Origin of the sequence: Paractinoplanes hotanensis (assembly GCF_023717965.1) — a bacterium.
Taxonomy (GTDB): Bacteria; Actinomycetota; Actinomycetes; order Mycobacteriales; family Micromonosporaceae; genus Actinoplanes; species Actinoplanes polyasparticus.
Genome location: NZ_JAMQOL010000038.1, coordinates 177,719 through 200,565, shown reverse-complemented (window position 1 = coordinate 200,565; position 22,847 = coordinate 177,719). Strand labels below are relative to the sequence as shown.

The following is a 22,847-nucleotide window of genomic DNA, read 5'->3' as shown; positions in this document are numbered from 1 at the left end:
GCGCGGCGCCGAGCCTTCGTGCGTCTCCGGGGGCACGGCGGCGCTCTCAATGACCTGTAGGCGGGATGTTCGAGGTCCGACCCGTCTGCAGGGCACGCTTGATCTGCTTCGCGTGCTGCTTCTCCTTCAGGGTCTTGCCCTTCTTCTTCTCGCTGTCCTTCCGCGGGGACTTTCCGGACATGACGGCTCCTTCGCGATGAGGGCCGCCGGGTGAACAAAGCTCTGGCCAGTGAGCCGGAGACGTGTCCGCGAGACGGCTTCGCTGTTCGGTACCAGCCGTCTCAACATCACACCTCGCAGTGGTGCGGGACAGGGCCGAAAGTCCTGTCGCCGATGCCGGGCCCAGCGCCTGAGGGCCTCAGGAGCCGTAGCGGATGGTCGCCTGCTGTATCGCCGCGAGATACCCGGCGCGTTCGTACGCCGAACCGTCCGATGTGCACGGAACGCTCAACAGGCCGCGCGCCTGATCCACCGACGTGAAGCCCTTGCGGTTCATCCAGTCGGTCAAGCCGGCGAGCAGAACCCCCGTGTGCTGCGGACCGTGGCGCAGCAGCGCCGAAGCCGTCATGACGACATCGGCGCCGGCCAGCAGGTACGCGGCCACGTCGCCGGCGTCCTCGACACCGGTGGTGGCCGCCAGCGAGGCCGTCACCCGCTCGCGCAGCAGGGCGATCCACGACCGGGGCATCCGCGCCTCGGCCCGGCTGGACAACTGCACACCGCTGGTCACGGCGAGACGCTCCGGGTCGATGTCGGGTTGCATGAAACGGTTGAACAGCACGAGGCCGTCAGCGCCGGACTCGGCGAGTCGGCGGGCGACCGCGCCGGTGGAGCTGAAGTAGGGGCTCAGCTTCACGGCGACCGGGACGCTCACGACCGACTTGACCCTGGCGAGGATGTCGAGGTGGCGTTGTTCGACCTCGCGGCCGCTGACCTCCGGGTCGCCGGGCAGGTAGTAGATGTTGAGTTCGATCGCGGCCGCACCGGCGTCCTGCATCGCGGTCGCGTGGTCGGCCCAGCCCGCCGCCGTGACACCGTTGAGGCTGGCGATCACAGGGACGTCGACCGCTGCGACGGCCCGGCTCAGCAGGCTCAGATACTGTGACGAGCCGGCTTCGACGTCGGCTGTGGGCGGTAGGTAGCTGAGCGACTCGGCGAAACTGTCGGTGCCGGCTTCGGCCAACCGGGCGTCCCTGTCAGCCTCCCGGCGCAGTTGCTCCTCGAACAGCGAGGGCAACACGACCGCGCCAATTCCGGCGTCCGCGAGTCGCTGGACACCGGCGACGCTCTGCGAGAGCGGCGAGGCGGACGCGACCAGCGGGTTACGCAGCCGCAGACCGAGGTAGTCGGTGGTCAGGTCCATCAGCTGGTCCTGCTCGCGTCGCTGGGGAACCGCTCGGCGCCCCGCGCGGCCATCTCCTCGTACACCTGCCAGCGCTGGTCGACTGCTTGCTGGGCCAGGGCGTGCAACCGGTCCGCCTCGGCCGGATCGGACTTGGCCAGCAGCCGGTAGCGCAGCTCGCGCTGGGTGTAGTCGGCCAGACTGATGCGGGCCCGTGGCGAGTCGAGCAGGAACGGGTTGCGGCCGGCCGCGCGCAGGACCGGGTCGTATCGGATCAGCGGCCAGTATCCGCTGGCCACGGCCCGGTATTGCTGGTCCATTCCGGTGCGCATCTCGATGCCGTGGGCGATGCAGTGGCTGTACGCGATGATCAGTGACGGCCCGTCGTAGGCTTCGGCCTCCCTAAAGGCTCGCAGGGTCTGCTGCGGATCGGCGCCCATCGCGACCCGGGCGACGTAGACGTTGCCGTAGGCGATGGCCTGCAGGGCGAGGTCCTTCTTGGGGGTGGTCTTGCCGGCCGCGGCGAACTTGGCGACCGAGCCCAGTGGGGTGGCCTTCGACATCTGGCCGCCGGTGTTGGAGTACACCTCGGTGTCGAGGACCAGGACGTTGACGTTGCGACCGGTGGCCAGGACGTGGTCGAGTCCGCCGGCGCCGATGTCGTAGGCCCAGCCGTCGCCACCGACCAGCCAGACGCTGCGGCGGACCAGGTGGTCGATCACACTGAGCAGGTCGGCGACGGCCGGGGCGGCCCGGTCCAGCCCGGTCAGCCGGCTCCGCACACTGGCGACCCGATCGCGCTGGGCGGCGAACTCCGACTCGCGCCGCTGCGGGGCGTTGATGACGGCGTCCACCAGGTCGGGGCCGACCGTGTCGCGCAGTTCGGTCAGCCGCTGGTGGGCCAGCCGCAGATGCAGGTCCGCCGCCAGCCGGAAACCGAGCCCGAACTCGGCGTTGTCCTCGAACAGCGAGTTGGACCAGGCCGGCCCGCGGCCATGAGCGTCGGTGGTCCACGGGGTGGTGGGCAGGTTCCCACCATAGATCGAGGAGCAGCCGGTCGCGTTGGCGACCATGAGCCGGTCCCCGAAAAGCTGCGACAACAGCTTGAGGTACGGCGTTTCGCCGCAGCCGGCGCAGGCGCCGGAGAACTCGAACAGCGGCAGCAGGAACTGGGTGCCGCGCACGGTGCCGAAGTCCACGCTCGAGCGGTCATTGACCGGCAGTCCGTCGAAGAATGCGAGGTTCTCGCGGCCGGCGTCCAGCTGCGGCTGCCGGGGCGCGAGATTGATGGCCTTGCGGGTGGGGTCGGTGGGCGCCTGCGACGGACAGGCCTCCACGCACAGGCCACACCCGGTGCAGTCCTCGAGGGAGACCGCCAGGGTGTAGGACGTGTCCGGTAGCCCTCGTACCTCCAGCGGCATCGAGGGAAAGCCCTCCGGTGCGACGTCCAGCCGGCTCTTGTCGTAGAACTTCGATCGGATGACGCTGTGCGGGCAGACGAAGGCGCAGTTGCCGCACTGGATGCACAGGCCGGGGTCCCACAGCGCGACCATGTCCGTGATGTTGCGTTTCTCGAAGGCCGTGGTGCCGCTCGGATAGGTGCCGTCGACCGGCAGGGCGCTCACCGGCAGATCGTCGCCGTGCCCGGCCATCATGGTCGCGGTGACGTCCCGGACGAACGGTGGCGCGCCCGCCGGCACGGTCGGCGGCAGCCCACGGGTGGCGGTGACCTTGCCGGGTACGGCGACGCGGTGCAGCGCGGCGAGGGTCTGGTCAACCGCGGCGTGGTTGCGGGCGACAACATCCGCTCCGCGCCGGCCGTACGTCTTGGTGATCGAGGCTTTGATCTGGGTGATCGCCTCGTCTCGAGGCAGCACGCCGGAGATGGCGAAGAAGCAGGTCTGCAGGACGGTGTTGGTGCGTCCGGGGATTCCGGCCTCGTCGGCGACCCGGTCCGCGTCGACGGTGTAGACGTCGAGGGCCTTGGCCAGGATCTGCTCCTGCACCGGGCGCGACAACCGCGCCCAGACGTCCGCCGCCGGATAGGCGCAGTTGAGCAGCAAGGTCGCGCCCGGAGCAGCTCGGCCCAGCACGTCGACCCGCTCCAGCAGGCCGATGTGGTGACAGCCGACGAAGCCGGCCTGAGCAATGAGGTATGGCGCGCGGATCGGCTCCGGACCGAAACGCAGATGGGACACGGTCTGCGAGCCGGACTTCTTCGAGTCGTACACGAAATAGCCCTGCGCGTGCCGGCCCGCATCCGCTCCGATGATCTTGATCGTGTTCTTGTTCGCGCCGACCGTGCCGTCCGAGCCGAGGCCGTAGAAGACCGCCCGCACGGTCTGCGCCGGCTCGATGTCGAATCCCGGATCGTAGGGCAGACTGGTGCCGCCGACATCGTCGGTGATCCCCACCGTGAACCGGGACCGGGGGCGTTCGCGGGCCAGCTCCGTGAAGACCCCGGCGACCATGGCGGGGGTGAACTCCTTGGAACCCAGGCCGTAGCGGCCACCGATGATCGTGGGGAACGCCGGCCTTTCGCCGGCCGAGTGCGCTTCGGCGAGCGCCGTCACGACGTCCAGGAACAGCGGTTCGCCGAGCGAACCGGGTTCCTTCGTGCGGTCGAGCACCGCTATCCGGCGTACGCTCGCCGGCAGGGCTGCCAGCAGCGCCGCCGCGGGAAACGGCCGGTACAGCCGCACCTGCAGGACACCGACCTTCTCGCCGCGCGCTCGCAGGTGGGCCACGGTCTCCTGCACGGTCTGCGCACCGGATCCCATCAGCACCAGCACTCGCTCGGCATCCGGATCGCCGTCGTAGTCGACGATGCCGTACCGCCGCCCGGTTCGCGCGTGCAGTTCCCGCATCGCCTCGGTCACCGCGTCCGGCACCCGCGCGTAGAACGGGTTGACCGTCTCGCGGCCCTGGAAGTACACGTCCGGGTTCTGCGCGGTGCCGCGGATGAACGGCCGCTCCGGCGACAACGCGCGCCCGCGGTGCGCCCGTACCAGGTCCACCGGCACCAAGGCGCGCAGGTCATCGTCGGACAGCATCTCGACGGTGTTGAGCTCGTGAGAGGTGCGGAACCCGTCGAAGAAATGCACGAAAGGCACCCGCGTCCGCAACGTGGCGGCCTGTGCCACCAAGGCCAGGTCGTGCGCCTCCTGCACCGAGGCCGAGGCCAGCAACGCGAACCCGGTCTGGCGGACCGCCATCACGTCGGAGTGGTCCCCGAAGATCGACAGGCCCTGCGCCGCCAGGGACCGGGCCGCCACGTGCAGCACTGCCGCGTTCAGCTCACCGGCGATCTTGTACAGGTTGGGGATCATCAGCAGCAGGCCCTGCGAGGCGGTGAACGTCGTGGTCAGCGCTCCGCTCTGCAAAGCTCCGTGCACGGCGCCGGCGGCGCCGCCCTCGCTCTGCATCTCCACCACGGTCGGCACCGTGCCCCACACGTTGGCCCGCCGCGCGTTGGACCACTCGTCGGCCAGTTCCGCCATCGCCGAGGACGGGGTGATGGGATAGATGCAGCACACCTCGTTGAGCCGGTAGGCCACCGATACCGCGGCCTCGTTCCCGTCGATCGTCGTCCGGATCACTGGTTCGCCACCCCCTGTTGCTCCGGCATCATTTCGATCGCGTGGACGGGGCACTGGTCGTAACACTCGGCGCAGCCGGTGCAGCGGTCGAGGTCGATCCGGTACCGGTTGCCCGCACCGAGCTTGACGATTGCGGTCTCCGGGCACGCGCCCAGGCAGCCGTCACACTCGAAGCAGTTCCCGCACGACAAGCACCGGCCGGCCTCATAGGCCGCCTCTCTGTCGTCCAGGCCACCTACCACCTCGGTGAAGTCGGTGACCCGGTCGTCCGGTTCACGTTCGGTCTGGTCACGGCGGGATGCTTCACCGAAGTACCAGGGGTGCAGGCCGTCGAACTGGATCACGTCGTGCTTGGCGGGCCGGGTGACCACGGCGCCCCGCAGGTAAGCGTCGATGTGTTGCGCTGCCTTCTTGCCATGCCCGACGCCGACGGTGACCGTCCGCTCGCTGGGCACCATGTCGCCACCGGCGAAGACCCCGGGACAGCCGGTCATCAGCGACGGGGACACCACGACGGTCCCGTCCGCGGTGAACTCGACCCCGGGCACCCGGCGCAGGAAACCGGAATCGGTGCTCTGCCCCAGAGCCAGGATCACCGTGTCCGCGGCCAGCGTCTCGAACCGTCCGGTGCCCTGCGGCCGCCCGGCCTGGTCCAGCTCCATCACCTCGACGGTCAACTCGGGACCGTCAACCGCGGCGATCGTCCGGAGCCAGTTGATCCGCACTCCTTCCCGCTCGGCGTCCTCGGCCTCCTCGGCGTGCGCCGGCATCTGGCCCCGGGTACGCCGATAGACGATCATCGACTCCTCGGCGCCCAACCGACGGGCCACCCGCGCCGCGTCCATCGCGGTGTTCCCGCCGCCGTAGACCGCCACCCGCCGGCCGATCACCGGCCGCTCCCCCGCCGCGACACTGCGCAGGAACGACACCGCGTCGACGATCCGGGCGGCCTCACGGGCCGGGATGTCGACCCGCTTCGACAGATGCGCCCCGACCGCGACGAACACCGCGTCGAACCCGCCGTCGCGCTGCTCCGCGGCCAGATCCGTGACCCGATGCCCGCAGGTGATCCGCACACCGAGCGCGGCGATCCGGTCGATCTCGCCGGCGAGCACGTCCCGAGGCAGCCGGTAGGCCGGGATGCCGTACCGCATCATCCCGCCCGGCTCGTCGCTCGCGTCGCGGATCTCGACCGTATGGCCCCGCCGGGCCAGGTGATAGGCCGCGGACAGGCCGCTCGGTCCGCCGCCGATCACGAGCACCCGGTGTCCGCTCGGCTCGGCCGGCGGGTCGAAGCGCCAGCCGCGTTCCAGCGCGAGGTCACCCAGGAACCGCTCGACTCCGTGGATCGACACAGCACTGTCCAGCTCGGCGCGGTTGCACACGCTCTCACACGGGTGATAGCAGACACGCCCGTGGATGGCGGGCAACGGATTGTCCTGAACCAGGGCGCGCCACGCCTGTTCCGGCCGGCCCGCCTGAATCTGCGCCAGCCAGGCCTGAATGTTCTCTCCGGCCGGACAACCCGCGTTGCAGGGCGGCAGCAGATCCAGATAGACGGGCCGCTGGGTGCGGACCGGTCCCGCGCCGGCCCGCCCGTGCAGAAGGTCGGGCAATGCGGCGACATCACGGCGCGGCCGATCGAAGCCACCCGGAATTCCGGTCATCATCTCGGCCTACCGCGACGCGGCCACGGACGGAACCACGACAACTGGACACGACGCCCGCTGTACACAGTGCTGGCTGACCGAGCCGAGCAAGATTCCCGCGAAAGTTCCGTGCCCACGGCTGCCGACCACGAGCAGCTGCGCGCCGGCCGCGGCCTTCAGCAACGCCTCGACCGGGTGGCCCTGCACGACCCTCGGAAGGACCGGGACGGGCGTCCCTGTCTCGCCGGCCACCTCGGCGATCGAATCGTCGAGCAATTTCGTCATGGCTACGCCGTACGTGTCGCCTTCGAACGAGACGCTCGTCCAGCCGTAGGCCGCGCCGTAGATCGCCGGGTCCTGCCAGGCGATCACCGCTTCGACGGTGGCGCCGGTCAGCTTCGCCTGGTTCATCGCCCACGCCAGAGCAATCTTGGCGCCTGACGATCCGTCGACTCCGACGACGATCCGGGCAGCGGTTTCGGTGACTTGGTCAGGCATGCCGATCTCCCTGGCGTCGAAGGCGCCGTCCAAGCGTCGACAGCGTGTCAGCTGTCGGCGGTGCGCCGTCCTCCAGCGTGTACCGGACAGGATCGAACAGGCAGGGCCGAAAGACCCCCGGAGGTCACGTCGGGCCACCCGGTGCCGGCGGCTCCGCTTGCGGCACTTCGACCGGCTGCGGCCGATCGGTCCAGAGAGCGCGAAGCTGACCTTGCAGGAAGGTCATGAGCCGATGGCGGTACTCGGCGTCGAACGCCTCAAGCGTCTCGATCTGTTCCTGCAATGCCGTCCGCTTGACAGAAAGGCCCCCGACCGCGTCCTCGTATCGCTGTTGTGCCTGCCGCTCCAACAGCTCGGCCGAATCATTTCCGCCGGCGATGATTCGGTCCGCCTCGGCGCGCGCCTCGGCCAGCAATCGTTCCGCCTGCCGCCTGATCTCGGTCGCCTGGGCGAGCGCTTCCCGGTTGGTCGCCTCGGCCTCGACGCGAGCGGCGGTGAGCGACTTCTCGGCTTCGGCGCGCACCCGATCCGCATACGCGTGAGCTTCTTCTCGGCTGTGGTCGGCGTTCTTTTCGGCCTCCTCCCGCACGGCCCTCGCCTGCTCACTCGCCGCGGCGATGTATTCCTGCGCAGTCCGCTGCGCCAGCGTCAGTACCTGCAGCGCTTCATCGGGCAATGCGGTCGGTGCTGGTTGCGCCGGCTCCACCGCCGGCGAAGGCGGGCAGGAGGAGACGCTTTCTGGTTCCGGGGAAGGGGACGGGGACGGGGACTGAGTCAATGAGGGGATAACGGGATACACCGCCGTCACGCTGTCGATGGAAGTGCGGCCGAGCAACAGGCGGACGCGCCCGGCTATCGGGTTGTCATTCACGGATGTGTCCCGTCGTTCTCTTAAGGCTGGTGCCGCTGAGTGAACGGGGATCACCCAGCGGCACCAGGGGTAGTTCAAGGCGTTTCACTCGGAAGGTTCGTGCGATGTGCCTCCCCGTTGACTAAAGTTGTCGGTGCGTCACGATCTCTCTACCAACGTGACCTGTGGCAAGGCGCCGGAGAAGATCGGACGTTGCTCCTGGCAGCGCCGGTTGCCGAGGCGGTTGGGCCTGATGACCCCACCGCTGAGGTAGCCGGCACCGGTCAGGGGCGACCGTTCTGGTTGCCGGGACGCACGATCGGACCCTGGTTACCCGGGCGAACGATCGGACCCTGGTTACCTGGCCGGACGATCGGGCCGTGGTTGCCGGGGCGGACGATCGGGCCGTGGTTGCCGGGGCGAACGATCGGGCCGTGGCCGTGCCGGATGATCGGACCGTGGCCGTGCCGGACGACCGGCCCCCGGAACCACGGACGGACCTGACCCGGGCGGAAGTGCCCCGGGCTACCGGCCCGGACCTGACCCCACCAGCCCGGGCGGAACTGGCTCGGGAAGCCGCGGACCACGTTGAACGGGCGACCGAAACCGGCCGGGCCCCAGTTGTCGTCATCCGCCACCTCGAGTGCCCACGTGCCCCGCCGAACGCCGAGGTGCACCGGGTCACAGTCGTGGTCGTCCCACGCGCCGACGCGCTCGCCGAACTGGCCGGCCAGCTCACAGTCCCGCAGCGAGCGGTAGAAGCCGACGACCTGGGTGCCGTCGCGCCACTGGGAGACCTGACCAGCCGTGGACTTGCTCTCCACGGCAGCGCCGGCGGAGGTGCCCGCCTGGGCCGGCCCGGTGCCGACGGCCAGCGCGGCGAGCACGCCGAAGCCTCCCATAGTGATGGCGCGGGTGAGCTTGTTCATGGAACTCCCTTTCGTACTGTCTTGCGCGGTGTCTTACGGGATGGAAAACCCCATTTCGTCTACGGCGGATGTCGAGCGTGCGTGTTTCATCGAGGGCCGGAACGGCCGTCGGTCGATAGCCGTTCGGTTGACCGTTTTGGGGGTTTTCCGGACCGGTATGCCCCACCCGGTAAGCACGGAATCGACTGTTTTCGCAGCTCTCGGCCCCCCTGTCCTGCCGTTCCGGGGCCAGAAGGCTCGGCCCCGCACGGAATTTCAGGCGGCGGTACGCGATGAGACGAGCTGCACTCCGGCGACCGGCTCACTCGAGCCACCGGTCGCCGGCCGATCACCGCGACGCCCGCGCCACCGCGAACGTGCGAGCCACCCTTGTCCGCACCACGTCGAAGCTCCGCCACGCAGGACGAACAAGGGCTCGGTGAGTGGCGAGGTGCCGCTACGAACTCGCCACTGATATCGGATCCGCCTTCGGGCACAGCGCGCCCGCGGCCTTTCCGGAGAATCAGCGCGGAGGAGCGTCAGAAGCCCGGGGCGCGTCGCTGACATCCCTCCGGCGTAGTACGAACAGGTGGCCGAAGGAACCTTCCGGATGCCCTGCTCACCCTATCGGCCGGGTCGCGCCGCGAAATACCGATGAGTTCCCTGGCCGCGGGTCGGCCGTTTCTGTAGCTACTCCCCCGAACGATTACCGTCGGATTCCGCGCCCTATTGCTCTCCAGCGTCTTCTGCTGATAAAACGTGGATGCGCAATCGTTACCATCCGCGCGAAGCAGTCAGGGAAATCTGGCAGAAATTGCCATTCAGAAAGACAGGAGGCCCGTGGGCCTGATTCCCGCCGGGCCGACTTCGGCCATGCTTGCCAAACGCTGCGAGATCGATATCTCCGCGCTGGCGGCCCACATCTTTAGAACCACCGGGCCACACCGCGCAAAACGAGAGATAAAACGTGCCATCTCGCTCTACTGACGTTCTTCCAAATCCATCTTCCGCGCGCAGGTAAGAACCCGCACGCGCACGTCGAAGGCATCCATGGGAGCCGTTCCGGCCGCTGTCGGCAATAGCCGGGATGCGGCTTACCGAAACTGCGCCCTTCGTCGTATCCGGAGGATCTCGGGCAGCGGCCGAGCCGTCGACCGGCCGCTCGAGCGCGCGCCGGGCGGCCGATCCTCCCTGCATTCCGGCAACCCGACTTCGACCAGTTGACCGGGCTTCAGAACAGCCCGGCTCGGGTCGCCGCGCGACAATATCGTTGATAGAGCAAGGACAACACCTGATGCGGACGAACAACATCATCCTCCCCGCCAGATGGCGGGCGGCTTACAAGGCAGCCTTGGAGCTGATCGAGAGCGACCAGCCGTACAACGATCCCCAGGACGCCCGCGCTCGCGCTCGCGCACAACGCCTGCGAACCGACACGCGCCGGTGGATCCGCGAACAGAAACTTCTCGCGTCCACCGGAAGCCTCTCCCCGGTCCAGTCCTTGTTCATCGCCCACATCCCGGACAACTGGCGCGAGATCGACATGAGGCGCCGGAATCTGCGTCAGTCAGAAGCACATTGACGACGTTATTCAAATCCCTGAAGGGCCGGCTTTTGCGTCGCGGCTACCGCGACGCAAAAGCCGGCCCTTCAGGGTCCAGTCGGTGAGGTCAAGGACGGGGCACCAGCTCGCGGGCATGTTCGGGGAAACGCGCCGGGAGGCCGTACTTCTTCGCGGCGGCCTCAGGGCCGGCGGCCCGCAACAGTCGCGATTGTTGTTGTATCGATTCGATCAGCTGTTGCCGGTACTGGCTGCCGAAAGACTTCAGGTCTTCAATTTGTTTCAGCAGGGCTGCTCGTTTTGCCGGGAGAACGCCGACGGTGTCCTCGTACCGCTGCTGTGCCCGCAGCCTCAGCCGCTCGGCTTCGTCGCGACCAGCGGCCAGGATTTGTTCGGCCTCGACGTGGGCCTCGGTCAACACCAGCTCGGCCTGATGGCGGATGTCGGCGGCCCGCCGGGTGGCATCGCGCTTGTTGCGCACGGCCTCAGCCTGAGCCTCGGTCAGCGCATCCTCCGCCGTACTGCGGATCTTTTCAGCGCACAGCCGGGCATCGCTTCTTGTTCGTTCGGCACTTGCCCGAGCTCCAGCCCGCATCTTGCGCGCACGTTCTTCGGCGACAGCGACATATTCCTCGGCTGTGCGCCGGGCCATCGTCAATACCGCGCTATTGCTGTCCGGCAGAGCCTCAGCCCGCCCGGAAGATTGTTCGTCAGTCATGTCCCGTCTCCGACTTCCGACCCCATCGCGGTCACGGCTGCGTCCTCTCCGACGCGAAGCCGCTGTAGTAGACAGCGCTGGTTGCGGCAGGCGATCCGGTGCCAGGGAGACCTGTGCCGGGTTCCTGAGTCGATCCGCTACGCGTGTGATGCGGGAGGAGCGCGATGTACCTGATCACGCCGGCACACAGCAGGTGGTAAGCCGCCTCCACGGGGGTCAACAGGATCCACGTCCACAACCTTTGCGAACGGCTCATCGCCGGGCGTTCCGCGAGATAGACGCCCGCTCTGGCATAACGCACCGTCATATACAACGCCCCGTAAAGGACCAGCCAGGTCAGGCGCGGTGTTCCGCTGTAGGTGGCCTCCGCCAGGACGACGACAAGACCCGCCGATCGGACCAGGGCGAAGGAAAGCCGCACAACAAGCAGCATGCGGTCGAACGCCGTCCGCGACGGGTCCTTCCTCAACGCGCTCGCCGTCGTCCGCCACCACGCTCTCTCGGCACGCAACGATTGCCGGTAGACGCTTCCGGCATCGGCGGGTGCTGTGGACCAGACGGTCGCCTCGGTCACCCGCACCACTTCGCCTCGCAGGTGGGGATACACCGCCAGGCAGGAGTCGTCGGTGGTGGACGAGGCCGGGTAGCGGGGTTTGTACCCGAACAGGACGTGTGCGCGGTAGACGGCCAGAGCGCCGGGGGTGAGCTGCATGGCGTGCAATGCCGACCGGCTTGCCGGGCCGATGACGCTGATGCCGACGCTCAGGTCGACCAGCCGGGTGAGGATGTTCTGCCCGGCGTTGCGCATGCTCACCATCGCGGTCGTCGCCATGACAGACGGCTCCGAGAATTCCATGAGCTGGCGTTCCATCGCGTGCTCGTCGAGCACGCAGGCGGTGTCGACGGCAAGGACGAAGTCCCAGTCAGCCGGCTCGAGGCGGTCGAGAACGTAGAGCTGAGCGGCCCGCTTGCCGCCGCTTCCCGTGCGGTGCCAGCGGATACGCGGGTGCGAGAAGGGCCGCACCGGCATACGGACAGATCCGCCGTCGACGACATGAACCTCGGCGACGACCATCCCGCGCTGGTTGAGAATCGACCAGATACAGGCGCGCAGCTCGTCCTCGTTCTGCTCGTGCACCCCGACAATGGCGACGACACGGCCGGTGGCAGGAATACCGCTCGGCCGGCGGCGCTGCCTGGTGAGGGGATAAAGGTGATAGATCAACACGCCATTGACGACCCACCAGAAGATCAGCAGGAATGGGTGGGAGATCTGTCCCCGCGCATACCAGGTCGCCACGGCCATGACGACAAGAAAGAGGCCGGCGATCACTGCGCAGACGGACAAGATGCGCAGAGAAGTGAACCCTTTAAGCCACACCAGAACTCCTCGAGAAGCTTTTGGAAAGACAGGGTCTGCAGCATGACAAACCATCCCGACCCTCATGACAGCGACTGCTCGGCGCCGGTCCGGGAACCCCGACCGTAAAGGGTCTGTCCGCACGGAAATCTTGCCGCTCCACGGCCTACGACGGCGGTAGCACGTGGGCGGAGGACGGCAGGACGGGCGGGTCAGTATTGTGGCTAATCAGCGGCGATAAAGAAAGCTCGCGGGCCGGCGTTCGCACGAAAGTGCACGGACGGCCCAGCGGCGGACTCCGATCCCGGCCGAAACCGACGCCGGACACCATCTGCGAAATCCTCGCTACGCAGGCGTTCATCCGATCGGTCAGCCGCAGGTAAACAACTCTCCGTCACGGCGGTACCCACGACCGAAATCCCTCGTTGCGGGACGCGCGTTTTACCTCCTGCAACAAGCGGTTCACAGCGGCCGGTGCCACCTCGCCGAATAGCAAGCCCGTAACCGGCGGCCCCGCCGGCGGCGAGCAGGCGTGACCGACATCGCGCCGCGAACCCACCGGGGGTTCCCAATGCCCCCCTGCGGGAGCCCCCGGTTGCAGCACTGTGAAGTCGGGAGAGGAGCGCGGGTATCCGGTGAGCAAGGTTGAGCTACTGGCTTTACTGATGGTCTTTGCCCTCGCACTCAGTCGGCGGGACGAGAGCCAACGGCTGGATCACCCAGCGGCGCCACGACGTCCACGAAAGCAGTCGCTCTCGCACCCCAGTCAATCTCGGGGCCCGGCCGGTCCCTCGCCGACGTTCCCAGCAGCCGGCGCGCTACCTCGGCGCCGCCCAGCCTGCCGCCACAGAAATCTGGCCAGGAGCTGCCTTCTGCGCCGGCGGCGGTAATCGACCTCGGCCGTCAATGCCACTTGACCGATTGAAAGGTAACCACCGCATGGCAGGCGAAGGATGATTGCACCCGGCAATGAGATAGTCATGTTGACGCTTGCGCTGGGTTTCCTGTTGTCCAGCGCGTACGCCTTCGGCCGGATCCATCAATGGCACAAACGTGGCCTTGAACGGGACGAGGCGTACCGCACCGGATATGACAACGCGTCGCGGTCGATCATCACCATGATGAGGGACCGGAATTCGGGAGGTCCGGCGCAACCCGTTGCCCATCCGACGGAGCGTGGAGTACATACGTCATACTGAACCGATTGGCGTCGACCCGTCGCCCCAGACAGTTGAAGGGTGTCTTTCCTCCGCGAACCGGGAAAGACACCCTTCAACTTCGTTCCGAGGTGCTCGGAATGCGATTGACAGCGACCCGTCGACGAAACATGGATGATCGGTCAGAAATCCTGTACCAAGGTTTTTCATCGAGCGCTGCCGGCCGCATATCGCTCGTATACGCCCGGGTTCTAGGGTCAAATTATGCCGATCGGTAACAGTGGCTCTCTGCAGATCATCGCCTGCGTCGTGCTTTCCGTGCTAGGCGCCTACGGCGCCGGACGCATTCATCAGTGGTACATGCATGGCATGGACCGTGACCGCGCCTTCCGCGACGGGTACGCCCATGGATATCACGCCCTCTTCCACCTCGCCGCCCGAGGCTCTGGGTCCATGCCCGGGCCGGACGGGCCGGACGGATGCGCGAAGCGGCTTTCCGAGACTTCCACCGATTGAGGCGGCACAGCCCTTTCATCCGATGGCGCGACCTAGGTGTGTCGTAAGGCCTTCACCGGCCGGTTCGCGTGCTCTGCTGATCTTGCGGAAGTGTCCGCGGTTCACGTTAAGGAGTACGGAATTGACCAACACCGTTCGCATCATTTCGGCGACCGCCATGGGCTTGATGGCCGGCGTCGCGATCGGCGCCGGCCCGGCTCTGGCCGCCGGTAACGGGGCGCAATCGGACGTCAAGGCCGGCGCGCAGCAACACATCGGTCGTGATGACGTCGTCGGCTACTTCCGCTCGTTGTCCACCTGCGACATCGCTGGTCACATCGGTGAGTTGCAGGGCCGTTGGGACGACTACGGCTGCGACCCCGTGCGCGTCGGCTTCAGCCGAGGCGGCTGGGTTCTCACTGTCGAGCGCGACCGCGGCTGGATGGACCACAGCCACCAATCGGACGACAAGCCGAAGGACGACGGCTACGGCGCGCCCAAGAACGACACAGCCGCCGACGGCTACTGACCGGTGGTCAGCCGGTTTGTCGCGGGGCGGTCAATTGACAACGATGGGGATGGGCGACGTATAGATCGGCTACCCGCGTAGTCTTCGTTGCCGGGTGTGCCGGCGGCACACCCGGCAACGACATAAAGGGTGGGATACACACCGCGACTTGGCCGGCCGACTGATAGGGCCGCGCAGGACTGCGCCACACATGTTCGTGGCTGACGGCTTCGCGGGCGCGAAGAATATGGCCCGGCCAAGGTCTACCTCCAGCCGGCGGGGGACTGCAGCGCCGCCCGGGTCAGCGCGTCCCGCAGCATCCGCGCGGTTTCCTCGTCGAGGTCGCCGATTGCTTCGACGCGCAGAACATCAGCGCCGTGCCGGATCGTTCGGATGGGGAGCCGAGTCACCATCACCCGATGGCCGGCTCCGTCACCAGGGCCAGAAGTACCGGCCATGCCACCGACGAGAATTCTCAGGATCTTGACGTCGGAGATCGCCGGAGCGGATCCAGTGTGGGCCGGCCGGCGAGCAAGCGTGCCAGTAGATACGGCTGGGTGATCCGCGCTCCGTCGAGGAACGTCAAGATTCGCCGGGCGATGGTGTCGAACTCCGGCGAATCCAGCACGCCGTCCTCGTCTCTGGCGGGAAGGTCGAGCAGCGCTATCAGCAACTGCCACGTCTGGGCGCGGGGCAGCCATCGCTGGCGTATGGCTTCGACGACGAGTGGACGTGCCGAGCCGGGATCCCAAGCCGCGATGGCGATCATCGCTTTACGGCGGTGCCGACCGCGAAGATCGGGATCGCGGGTCAGAGAACTGAGAGCTTCGATCCCGGCGGCGGAGGGCAGCAGTGCGGCGGCCGCGGTGATGCGCAGACCGATGGGAGTGGCCGGGTCTGCGGCAAGGCGCTGGAACTGGGTGGCTCGCGCGCGAGGGTGCCGGGGCCGGGCTGGGAACGGGAAGCCCGGCGAGAGCAGGTCGGGTCGGCCGAACCTCTTCCACTCACCGTGGTCGAGCAACGCCTCCTCTTTGTCGTGCCAGGATTCGCTGAGGCCGTCGGTGAGAAGGGCGACAATGTACTTACGGTGGCGGGTGGCGGTGGCAGCATCGTCGAGCATCGCATTGACGAGTTCGTCGTCCCGATGAACCCGGGCCAGCCGGGTCGCAGCGGCGAGCTTGGTCCGGGGCGAGCCGTGCAGCTCGCGAAGCGCCAGCCTGGCTTCTGCTGGACCTGCGCCGAGGCGTTCCGCCGCCAATACTCGAACGCGGGGCGGCTGCGACCGGCCGGCGGCGATCCGGCGCATTGCTTCGGTACCGGCCGGTTGGTCGACGCGGCGCATGACGGTGGCGACGGCGAGTCGCCTGGCCGGCGGCATCAGTGGATGGGCGCGGCTCCGCAACCACCGCAGGGAGTCATCGTCGCCGTGCTGGGCGAGCAGTGCCCGCAAGCTCAGTCGCCGTTCCCACGGATGGATGTGATGCCGCCAGGATCGGCCACGGGATCGCAGGAGATCGCGGAGCTGCTCGTTCGCGGGAATGTCGCCGAGCCGGACCAGTCCCGCCAATAGCAGTGCCCGCGCGGCCGGTGCTGGTTGTCCCGTGAGCGCCCGGCGGAGGCTGCCCGGGTCGCCGCGCCGGGCGAGTGCCTCGGCGGCGGCGATGCCGAGGACGAGCGGGACAGCCGGTGACTGTTGCCAGGAGGAGCCGGCAACCGGTTCGGACGTCATCTGCTCCAGGATCCCGGGATCGCCGGACTGGGCGAGCAGGACCGCCACGCCGTAGGTGAGTGGCACTTGGCCGGAGTCATCGACCAGCACACGCAGGATCTCACCGGTGCCGTGGGGGTCGCTGCGGGTGAGTTCGAGGACCGCGAGGAACCGCAGCCAGGTGGTTGAACTGGCGCCGGTGAGCAGGTTGTCGCCGCTGGCCAGGGCTCGCAGGGATGTGTAGTCGCCGTGGCCGGCGAGCACGACGGCGGCCCGCAGCCGCACGACGAGGTCGGTTTCGGGCTCGTCGAACAATGCTTGCAGCGGCTCGGTGTCTCCGTCGGCCCAGAGCCGGATCGCCGCCGCCAGCCGCTGCCGGTCGCCTGCTGTCGGATCATTGGCCCGGCGGGAGAGGGCCAGCCGGCCGATCCGGCCGAGAGGCTGTTGCGGCCGGGCGTCCGGTGCGTCCATCGCCTCGCGGACGGGATCGAGCGGTATACCGCGTTCGTGGAGCACGGTGGCCACCCAGCCGTTGACGTCCGGCGGTGCGGAACTCATGAGGCGCCGGAGCACGCGTACGCCGGCGGTCCGGTCGATGTCGATGATCGCGTCGCCGAGCATCGCGCACGCCCAGGGCTTGGTGCCGGTGTCGTCCGCCAGTTCGGCGATCTGAGCGAGTGCACCGAGGTCAGCGCACAGTTCCCGGAGCACGCGCAGACACTCGGCGGTCGCCGGCGTCTCCTGGTTGAGCTGCTCGACCAGGGCTTTCACGACCCGGTGCCGGGTGCGATCGTCGACCGGGACCCCGTCGGCGATCATGTCACCGGCCGTGACAGCGTCATCGTGCTCGTCGAGGAGTGCCTGCACGAGGTGATCGGACGCAGACGCGGGCTGCCCGGCGGCGGAGAAGGCTGCTCGGCTCCGGGCTGCGGGATCGGCGGCAAGGGCATGCCACGTAGCGGTGTCAAAGCTGCCGGCGGTGGCGCGGGCGGCGAAGAAGTCGGCGAAGCTCTGGTGGGTGAAGGACAGCCGGCCCTGGCGGGGAGCCAGCAGCGCGGTCGCCCGCAGGACGCCGTCGATGAGCTGCCGCTCTCCTGGCAGGAGCGTAGTCAGGGGGTGCGGCGCGCTACGGTCGAGCCATTCGAGGGCGACATCGAGCAGGTCGGCGGACGGGTCGTCGAACGTGGCCGCTCCCACGGCGTTCAGCAGCCGACCGATGATCTGGTTGAAGTCGGCCTCGACCCAGTCGGCGACCTCTCGTGCGGTCAGGTCGCGGGACCTCAAAGCCGTCACGAGCCCGTCGCGCGCCGCGGACAGCTGGTGACGCCCGTTCATCAGGTGGTCGACGAAGCATTCGTAGAGCAGCGTTCGGCTGGTCGGCAATGCCTGGCTTTCGTCCTGCTCGAAGACCATGGCAGCGATCGAGGCCAGTAGCGGTATCCGGGTCACGGGGCCCAGCCGCGCTCCCGAGAGGCGGCCCAGGAAACGTGTGGCATTGCGGGCCGCCTCGTCCGGGTCGCCGGGCAGCCGGGCGTCGAACCAGAGCTGGGCGAACTTCTTGAGGTCGGCGCGGTCGAACGGGCGTAACTCGTACTCTGCGACGCCGGGCAGCCGCAGGTCGGCGAGCTCGACAGCGGGTAGGGGCCGGGAAGTGACGAGGATCCGGTGGAGCGTGACGTCCTTCTCGAGAAGGTCGTGCAGGTCCCACAGCGTGCGGTCCCGGGCATCGCTCGCGATGACCTCGTCCACGCCGTCGACGATCACCAGCCAGGTGCCGCCCGGCCAGGGTGGCCGCTGAAACGTCGCGGCGGTGACGGCCACACCGAAGTCGCGGCCAGTCGCGATGTGCAGTGCCTCCGGCAGCTTGCGGCCGACGAGGTCGGCCGCCAGACACGCCACGGCCATCTGTGCGGAGCGCCCGTACGATACCTGCCGCGCCGCCTCCTGGACCAGCGATGCGGCCATGGTGGACTTCCCCGATCCGGCGTCCCCGAGGATCAGCGTGTGCACCTGCCGCTCCAAGAGGTCGTCGACGCTGACCGGCGCCGCCCGGACACCGTCGAGCGCGCCTCGTCCCGACATCCACTGGCGAACGTGGATCGCGGACAGTGCTGGAGCGTGGAAACCGATGAACTTGTAGCGGTGGAACACCTCCGCCTGCTGGAGGATGAGCAGTTGGTCCAGCTCGGGCGGTCGGCCCCGGTTCGCGAGCCGCGCCGCTGGTTGCGGCCTGAGCACGATGATCAGCGCGACGACGCCCAATGCCGGCAGGGTCCACATCGCAGCGGCCCGCAGCGCCACAGGAAGATCCGGCACGAGTAGCAAGCCGACGGCGAGAAGAGTCAGGGCGAATACCGTGGGGAGGCCGGCGCGATGCCTGACGGCCTGCGGACGCTTGGCGGCCCTTGATCGGCGGTCGATAAAGAACGTAATCACTGCCGTCAGCGCACCGACAATCGACCCGAGCTTGTCACCATGATCTAGCCACGACTCAATGCCGGCCACTTTCGGATACTAGAACAACACAGAATGTAACTTCGAGTCAGCGGGCGGGCCGCTGCCACCTCCAGCCCCACCTACATGACGCCTGTCGTGCGCCGCTGGACCGGGACCATCGGCCCTACCGACGGCGCCGATCCGGCGTCACGATTGCCGAGACGCTCGTCGAGGTTGCACCCCCGGGGGCGTACCGATCCGATCGTCCACGGGCCGCCGAGTCGAATCTTGCGTCCCCGACCGGCCCAGTATCGCAACGGAGGCTGAGATGACGGCCATTGCCAGCGCACCCGTGGTGGTCGGTGTCGACGGATCATCGTCAAGTCTTGACGCTGTCGAACTGGCCGCGACCGAAGCCCAACTGCGTCGTTCCCGGCTGCACATCGTCCACGCGTTCGTCTGGCCGGCTGCGTTGGTCGCGGCACGGCCGGCCGCGGAAGGCGCGCCCGAACCGGCCGTCCTGGTACGAGCCCACGCCGACGCGATCGTCGCCGAGGCGAAAGCCCACGCTGAGAAGGCGGCGCCCGAGATTGTGGTCACGACCGAGGTGGCGGACGGGCCTGCGGCGTACGTCATGCTGCAACGCAGCCGCCACGCGGCTGCGGTCGTCATCGGCGACCGGGGCCTGGGCCGGTTCGAGGGCATGCTGGCCGGCACGGTCGCTACGCAGCTGGCCACCTACGGATCCAGTCCGGTCATCGTGGTCAAGGGCAAGCCGAGGCATGACGGGCCGGTGGTGGCCGGTGTCGACGGATCCACGCGGTCGTTGCGGGCGCTCGAACTCGCCGCCGACGAAGCCGTGTGGCGCGGCGCCGAGCTCGTGGCCGTGCATGTCTGGCGCATACCGGCGGTGGCCGGAGCGGGTGACACGATGCCGTTGGTCTACGACCTCGACGTGCTCGAGGCTGAAGAAGACCGCAGGTTGTCGGCGGCGGTGGCGGGCCTGGCCGACAGCCATCCCGGCCTGCCGATCCAGCGGAAGCTGGGCCGGGGGGCGGCCGGGCCGGTACTGGCTTCATGGTCGCGTCAGGCGCAGTTGATTGTTGTCGGCGATCGGGGCCATGGCGGCTTCGTCGGTCTGTTGATCGGTTCGGTCAGCCAGCATCTGATCTTTCATTCCGCCTGCCCGGTCGCGGTCGTCCGCGACGAGCAGCAGCGGGACTGACCTCCGTACGCGCACGGCCGGCGGTCGCGCGGCTCGTCAAGCGGGCCTTCGTCAAGCGGGCCTTCGTCAAGCGGGCCTGCGGAGGCGTTTGTCGACGGCGACCACGAGGCTGGCCACCGCTGCGATCGCCAGGATCCGCAACCACACGTCGGCGCCGATGGGTGCGGTGCCGAACAGGGTGTTCATGCCGGGCAGGTAGGTGATGGCGAGCTGACCGATGGCTTGGACGGTGACGCCGGCGGTGACCCAGGGGTTGGTGAACAGGCCGATCCGCCAGGCGGAGTGGGTCAGTGAGCGGCAGCTGAACAGGTAGAAGGCCTCGACCACGACGAACAGGTTCATCGCCGCGGTCCGTGCCTCGGCGAGGGTGGCTCCGCTGCTGCGTTCCCATTGGAACAGCCACCACGATCCGGCGACCAGCAACGCGGAGACCAACAGGATCCGCAGCATCAGGGCGCGGGTGAGCAAGGGTTGACCCGGGTCGCGGGGTGGCCGCGTCATGATGCCGGCCTCTTTGGGTTCGAAGGCGAGCATCAGACCGAGCGCGACCGCGGTGGTCATGTTGATCCACAGGATCTGGGTGGGCAGGATCGGCAGCGCGGCGCCGGCCACGATGGCGGCCAGGATGACCAGGCCCTCGGCGATGTTGGTGGGCAGGGTCCAGGTGATGAACTTGACGAGGTTGTCGAACACGCCGCGGCCCTCTTCGACGGCGGCTTCGATGGTGGCGAAGTCGTCGTCGGTGAGCACCATGTCGGCGGCGTCCTTGGCCACCTCGGTGCCGCCGGCGCCCATGGCCACGCCGATGCCGGCTTGCCGCAGGGCGGGGGCGTCGTTGACCCCGTCACCGGTCATCGCGACTACGTGACCGAGCGATTGCAGCGCTTCGACCAGCCGCAGCTTCTGCTCCGGCGACACCCGGGCGAACACAACGGCACGATCGACAGCGTCCGGGAAGTCGTCGGCACGCAGCGCGGCGAGATCCGTGCCGGTCAACACGGCGCCGTCGCCCCCCGCGCCGCGACCGAGAAGGCCTGTTTGTTCCGCGATGGCGGTAGCGGTGGCGGCGTGGTCCCCGGTGATCATTTTGACGGCGATGCCTGCGGTGTGGCAGGCAGCGACCGCAGCGGTGGCGGCGGGCCGGGGCGGGTCGAACATGGCCTGCAGCCCGACCAGAATCATGCTGCCGGTCAGCGTCTCCTCGTCGAATTCGTCGGACCCGGGGCGTACGGCGGTGGCCAGCACCCGTAGTCCGCGGCCGGCAAGCCCCTCGGCAGCGGTCAGCACCCCGTGATTATCGAGCGGTCGGCTGGTGCCGTCGGCGTCCATCTGCGCTCCGCACAGCTTCAGCACCCGTTCCACGGCTCCCTTCGCCAGCAGTACGTGCGTGTCAGCGGTCGGGCCGGTGGAGCGGTGGAGCGTCGCCATCCAGCCGCGTTCGGCGGTGAACGGGATGGTCGCTGTCCGCGGCAGGAATTGGCTGACGTGGTCCGCACCGATCCCGGCTTTGCGGGCGGCGACGAGCATCGCGCCCTCGGTGGGGTCGCCCAGAATGCCGTATCGCCCGTCGTCGGACGTCAGAGTGGCGTCGTTGCAGGCGGCGCCGGCCACCAAGCACCAGCGCAGCGCCTCATCACCGTCGAGGGACGCCGGTGCACCGTCAGTGGTGCGCAGGCTGCCGTCCGGGGCGTACCCGGAACCAGTTACCTCGTAGCCGGCCGCCGGTGTCCACACGGCCCGCACCGTCATCTGGTTCTCGGTCAGCGTGCCGGTCTTGTCCGTGCAGATGACCGTGGTGCCGCCCAGCGTCTCCACCGCGGGCAGCCGGCGGATCACCGCCCGTCGCCGCGCCATCCGGCCCACGCCGATAGCCAACGTGATGGTGACCGCCGCTGGGAGCCCTTCCGGGATCGCGCCCACGGCCAGCGCGATCGCGGCGGTGAACGTCTCCGCCGCGTCATAACCGCGCAACAAGCCGATGGCGAACGTCGCCGCGGCCAAACCGAGGATGCCGACGGTAAGGATCTTGCTGAACTCGGCGAGTTTGCGGGTCAGCGGTGTCGCGAGGGTTTGCGCGGCTCCGACCAGGCGGTGGATCTGCCCGAGCTCGGTTTCGATGCCGGTGGCGACGACGATGCCGGTGCCGGCCCCGGTCGTGACCAGGGTGCCCGAATAAGCCATGTTGCGCCGGTCGGCGACCGGAATGGAGTCGGGCAGCACGACCTCGTCCTTGGCCACCGGTACCGACTCGCCGGTCAGCGCCGACTCGTTGACCCGCAGCTCGGCCAGCCGGATCAGCCGCAGATCAGCCGGCACCTTGTCACCGGCCTCGAGCAGCACCAGATCACCGGGAACCAGATCCTCGGACGGCACGATCCGCTGACGGCCGTCGCGGACCACCATGGCCTGGGTGCGCACCATCGACCGCAATCCTTCCAGCGCGGCCTCCGCCCTGGATTCCTGGATGAAGCCCACGATCGCGTTGATCAGCACCACACCCAGGATCACGGCCGAATCGACGTACTCGCCCAGCGCCGCGGTAATCGCAGTGGAGGCGAGCAGAACGTAGATCAGCGGATGATGGAACTGGCTCACGATCCGCAGCAGCAGCCCGGCGCCCTTGGCCGCGGGCAGGCTGTTGGGCCCGAACCGCGCCAGTCGCGCAGCACTCTCCGCGGTGCTCAAGCCGTCGCGCGCGTCGGTCTGCAGCAGCAGCACGACTTCGTGAGCAGCGAGCCCATGGTGAGCGTTGCTGGAGCGGGATACCGAGGTAGTCATCTTCTCTCCTGGTCCACGAAGCCCGAGCCGACTGAACGAGTCGCGCGATCACGTC

17 protein-coding genes are annotated in these 22,847 nt (G+C 68.2%); 5 read left to right on the top strand and 12 right to left on the bottom strand.

Annotated features, from left to right (window positions below):
* Positions 1-46: 46 nt before the first annotated feature.
* The 7 genes from LXN57_RS48005 to LXN57_RS27060 form a co-directional block, all read right to left on the bottom strand.
* A complete protein-coding gene (locus LXN57_RS48005) occupies positions 47-181 on the bottom strand; it encodes a hypothetical protein (protein ID WP_285904680.1) in 135 nt (44 codons plus the stop codon).
* Positions 182-358: 177 nt separating this feature from the next.
* Positions 359-1,363 (bottom strand): dihydroorotate dehydrogenase-like protein, encoded by a 1,005-nt coding sequence (locus LXN57_RS27085; protein WP_251801039.1) that lies wholly within the window; start codon positions 1,361-1,363, stop codon positions 359-361.
* Positions 1,363-4,941 carry a pyruvate:ferredoxin (flavodoxin) oxidoreductase gene (gene nifJ, locus LXN57_RS27080; protein WP_251801038.1) on the bottom strand — a complete coding sequence of 1,193 codons (3,579 nt, stop codon included), beginning with the start codon at positions 4,939-4,941 and terminating at the stop codon, positions 1,363-1,365. Before nifJ ends, LXN57_RS27085 begins: the two co-directional genes overlap by 1 nt.
* Positions 4,938-6,608 (bottom strand): NAD(P)-binding protein, encoded by a 1,671-nt coding sequence (locus LXN57_RS27075; protein WP_251801037.1) that lies wholly within the window; start codon positions 6,606-6,608, stop codon positions 4,938-4,940. Before LXN57_RS27075 ends, nifJ begins: the two co-directional genes overlap by 4 nt.
* A 9-nt stretch (positions 6,609-6,617) precedes the next feature.
* The gene (locus LXN57_RS27070) at positions 6,618-7,088 is read right to left on the bottom strand and encodes a universal stress protein (protein WP_251801036.1); all 471 of its coding nucleotides are present in this window, start codon (positions 7,086-7,088) and stop codon (positions 6,618-6,620) included.
* Positions 7,089-7,212: 124 nt separating this feature from the next.
* Positions 7,213-7,959, bottom strand: coding sequence for a hypothetical protein (locus LXN57_RS27065; protein ID WP_251801035.1), 747 nt, complete (start codon positions 7,957-7,959; stop codon positions 7,213-7,215).
* A gap of 263 nt (positions 7,960-8,222) precedes the next feature.
* Positions 8,223-8,867 carry a hypothetical protein gene (locus tag LXN57_RS27060; RefSeq protein ID WP_251801034.1) on the bottom strand — a complete coding sequence of 215 codons (645 nt, stop codon included), beginning with the start codon at positions 8,865-8,867 and terminating at the stop codon, positions 8,223-8,225.
* A 738-nt stretch (positions 8,868-9,605) separates the two neighbouring features.
* Between LXN57_RS27060 and LXN57_RS27055 the strand changes: the two genes are divergently transcribed.
* Both LXN57_RS27055 and LXN57_RS27050 read left to right on the top strand, forming a co-directional pair.
* The gene (locus tag LXN57_RS27055; protein ID WP_251801033.1) at positions 9,606-9,833 is read left to right on the top strand and encodes a hypothetical protein; all 228 of its coding nucleotides are present in this window, start codon (positions 9,606-9,608) and stop codon (positions 9,831-9,833) included.
* Between the two features lie 307 nt (positions 9,834-10,140).
* Entirely contained in the window at positions 10,141-10,428 is a 288-nt protein-coding gene (locus LXN57_RS27050; RefSeq protein WP_251801032.1) for a hypothetical protein, read from the top strand.
* An 88-nt stretch (positions 10,429-10,516) separates the two neighbouring features.
* Here LXN57_RS27050 and LXN57_RS27045 read toward each other — a convergent pair whose 3' ends face one another.
* Positions 10,517-11,125 carry a hypothetical protein gene (locus tag LXN57_RS27045; RefSeq protein ID WP_251801031.1) on the bottom strand — a complete coding sequence of 203 codons (609 nt, stop codon included), beginning with the start codon at positions 11,123-11,125 and terminating at the stop codon, positions 10,517-10,519.
* A 31-nt stretch (positions 11,126-11,156) separates the two neighbouring features.
* Complete coding sequence (locus LXN57_RS27040) at positions 11,157-12,506, bottom strand: glycosyltransferase family 2 protein (RefSeq protein ID WP_251801030.1); 1,350 nt, start codon at positions 12,504-12,506, stop codon at positions 11,157-11,159.
* 1,400 nt (positions 12,507-13,906) lie between these two features.
* Here LXN57_RS27040 and LXN57_RS27035 point away from each other — a divergent pair.
* Together LXN57_RS27035 and LXN57_RS27030 are read left to right on the top strand one after the other, a co-directional pair.
* Positions 13,907-14,158 (top strand): hypothetical protein, encoded by a 252-nt coding sequence (locus LXN57_RS27035; protein ID WP_251801029.1) that lies wholly within the window; start codon positions 13,907-13,909, stop codon positions 14,156-14,158.
* 121 nt (positions 14,159-14,279) lie between these two features.
* A complete protein-coding gene (locus LXN57_RS27030) occupies positions 14,280-14,666 on the top strand; it encodes a hypothetical protein (protein WP_251801028.1) in 387 nt (128 codons plus the stop codon).
* Between the two features lie 242 nt (positions 14,667-14,908).
* On the opposite strand, the gene LXN57_RS27025 is transcribed toward LXN57_RS27030, so the two are convergent.
* Both LXN57_RS27025 and LXN57_RS27020 read right to left on the bottom strand, forming a co-directional pair.
* Positions 14,909-15,058, bottom strand: a complete 150-nt coding sequence (locus LXN57_RS27025; protein ID WP_251801027.1) for a hypothetical protein — start codon at positions 15,056-15,058, stop codon at positions 14,909-14,911.
* 62 nt (positions 15,059-15,120) lie between these two features.
* Positions 15,121-18,669: an NACHT domain-containing protein gene (locus LXN57_RS27020; RefSeq protein ID WP_251801026.1), complete on the bottom strand. Its 3,549-nt coding sequence runs from the start codon at positions 18,667-18,669 to the stop codon at positions 15,121-15,123.
* Positions 18,670-19,117: 448 nt separating this feature from the next.
* Between LXN57_RS27020 and LXN57_RS27015 the strand changes: the two genes are divergently transcribed.
* Complete coding sequence (locus tag LXN57_RS27015) at positions 19,118-20,014, top strand: universal stress protein (protein ID WP_251801025.1); 897 nt, start codon at positions 19,118-19,120, stop codon at positions 20,012-20,014.
* A gap of 66 nt (positions 20,015-20,080) precedes the next feature.
* Here LXN57_RS27015 and LXN57_RS27010 read toward each other — a convergent pair whose 3' ends face one another.
* Positions 20,081-22,792, bottom strand: a complete 2,712-nt coding sequence (locus LXN57_RS27010) for an HAD-IC family P-type ATPase (RefSeq protein ID WP_251801024.1) — start codon at positions 22,790-22,792, stop codon at positions 20,081-20,083.
* Positions 22,793-22,847: the final 55 nt, after the last annotated feature.

Bases quoted from the DNA above. Each gene is read 5' to 3' on its own strand.
- LXN57_RS27035 (WP_251801029.1), top strand. From the start codon at position 13,907: ATGCCGATCGGTAACAGTGGCTCTCTGCAGATCATCGCCTGCGTCGTG.
- LXN57_RS27060 (WP_251801034.1), bottom strand. From the start codon at position 8,867: ATGAACAAGCTCACCCGCGCCATCACTATGGGAGGCTTCGGCGTGCTC.
- LXN57_RS48005 (WP_285904680.1), bottom strand. From the start codon at position 181: ATGTCCGGAAAGTCCCCGCGGAAGGACAGCGAGAAGAAGAAGGGCAAG.
- LXN57_RS27015 (WP_251801025.1), top strand. From the start codon at position 19,118: ATGACGGCCATTGCCAGCGCACCCGTGGTGGTCGGTGTCGACGGATCA.
- LXN57_RS27075 (WP_251801037.1), bottom strand. From the start codon at position 6,608: ATGACCGGAATTCCGGGTGGCTTCGATCGGCCGCGCCGTGATGTCGCC.
- LXN57_RS27025 (WP_251801027.1), bottom strand. From the start codon at position 15,058: ATGGTGACTCGGCTCCCCATCCGAACGATCCGGCACGGCGCTGATGTT.
- LXN57_RS27050 (WP_251801032.1), top strand. From the start codon at position 10,141: ATGCGGACGAACAACATCATCCTCCCCGCCAGATGGCGGGCGGCTTAC.
- LXN57_RS27010 (WP_251801024.1), bottom strand. From the start codon at position 22,792: ATGACTACCTCGGTATCCCGCTCCAGCAACGCTCACCATGGGCTCGCT.
- LXN57_RS27070 (WP_251801036.1), bottom strand. From the start codon at position 7,088: ATGCCTGACCAAGTCACCGAAACCGCTGCCCGGATCGTCGTCGGAGTC.
- LXN57_RS27045 (WP_251801031.1), bottom strand. From the start codon at position 11,125: ATGACTGACGAACAATCTTCCGGGCGGGCTGAGGCTCTGCCGGACAGC.
- LXN57_RS27085 (WP_251801039.1), bottom strand. From the start codon at position 1,363: ATGGACCTGACCACCGACTACCTCGGTCTGCGGCTGCGTAACCCGCTG.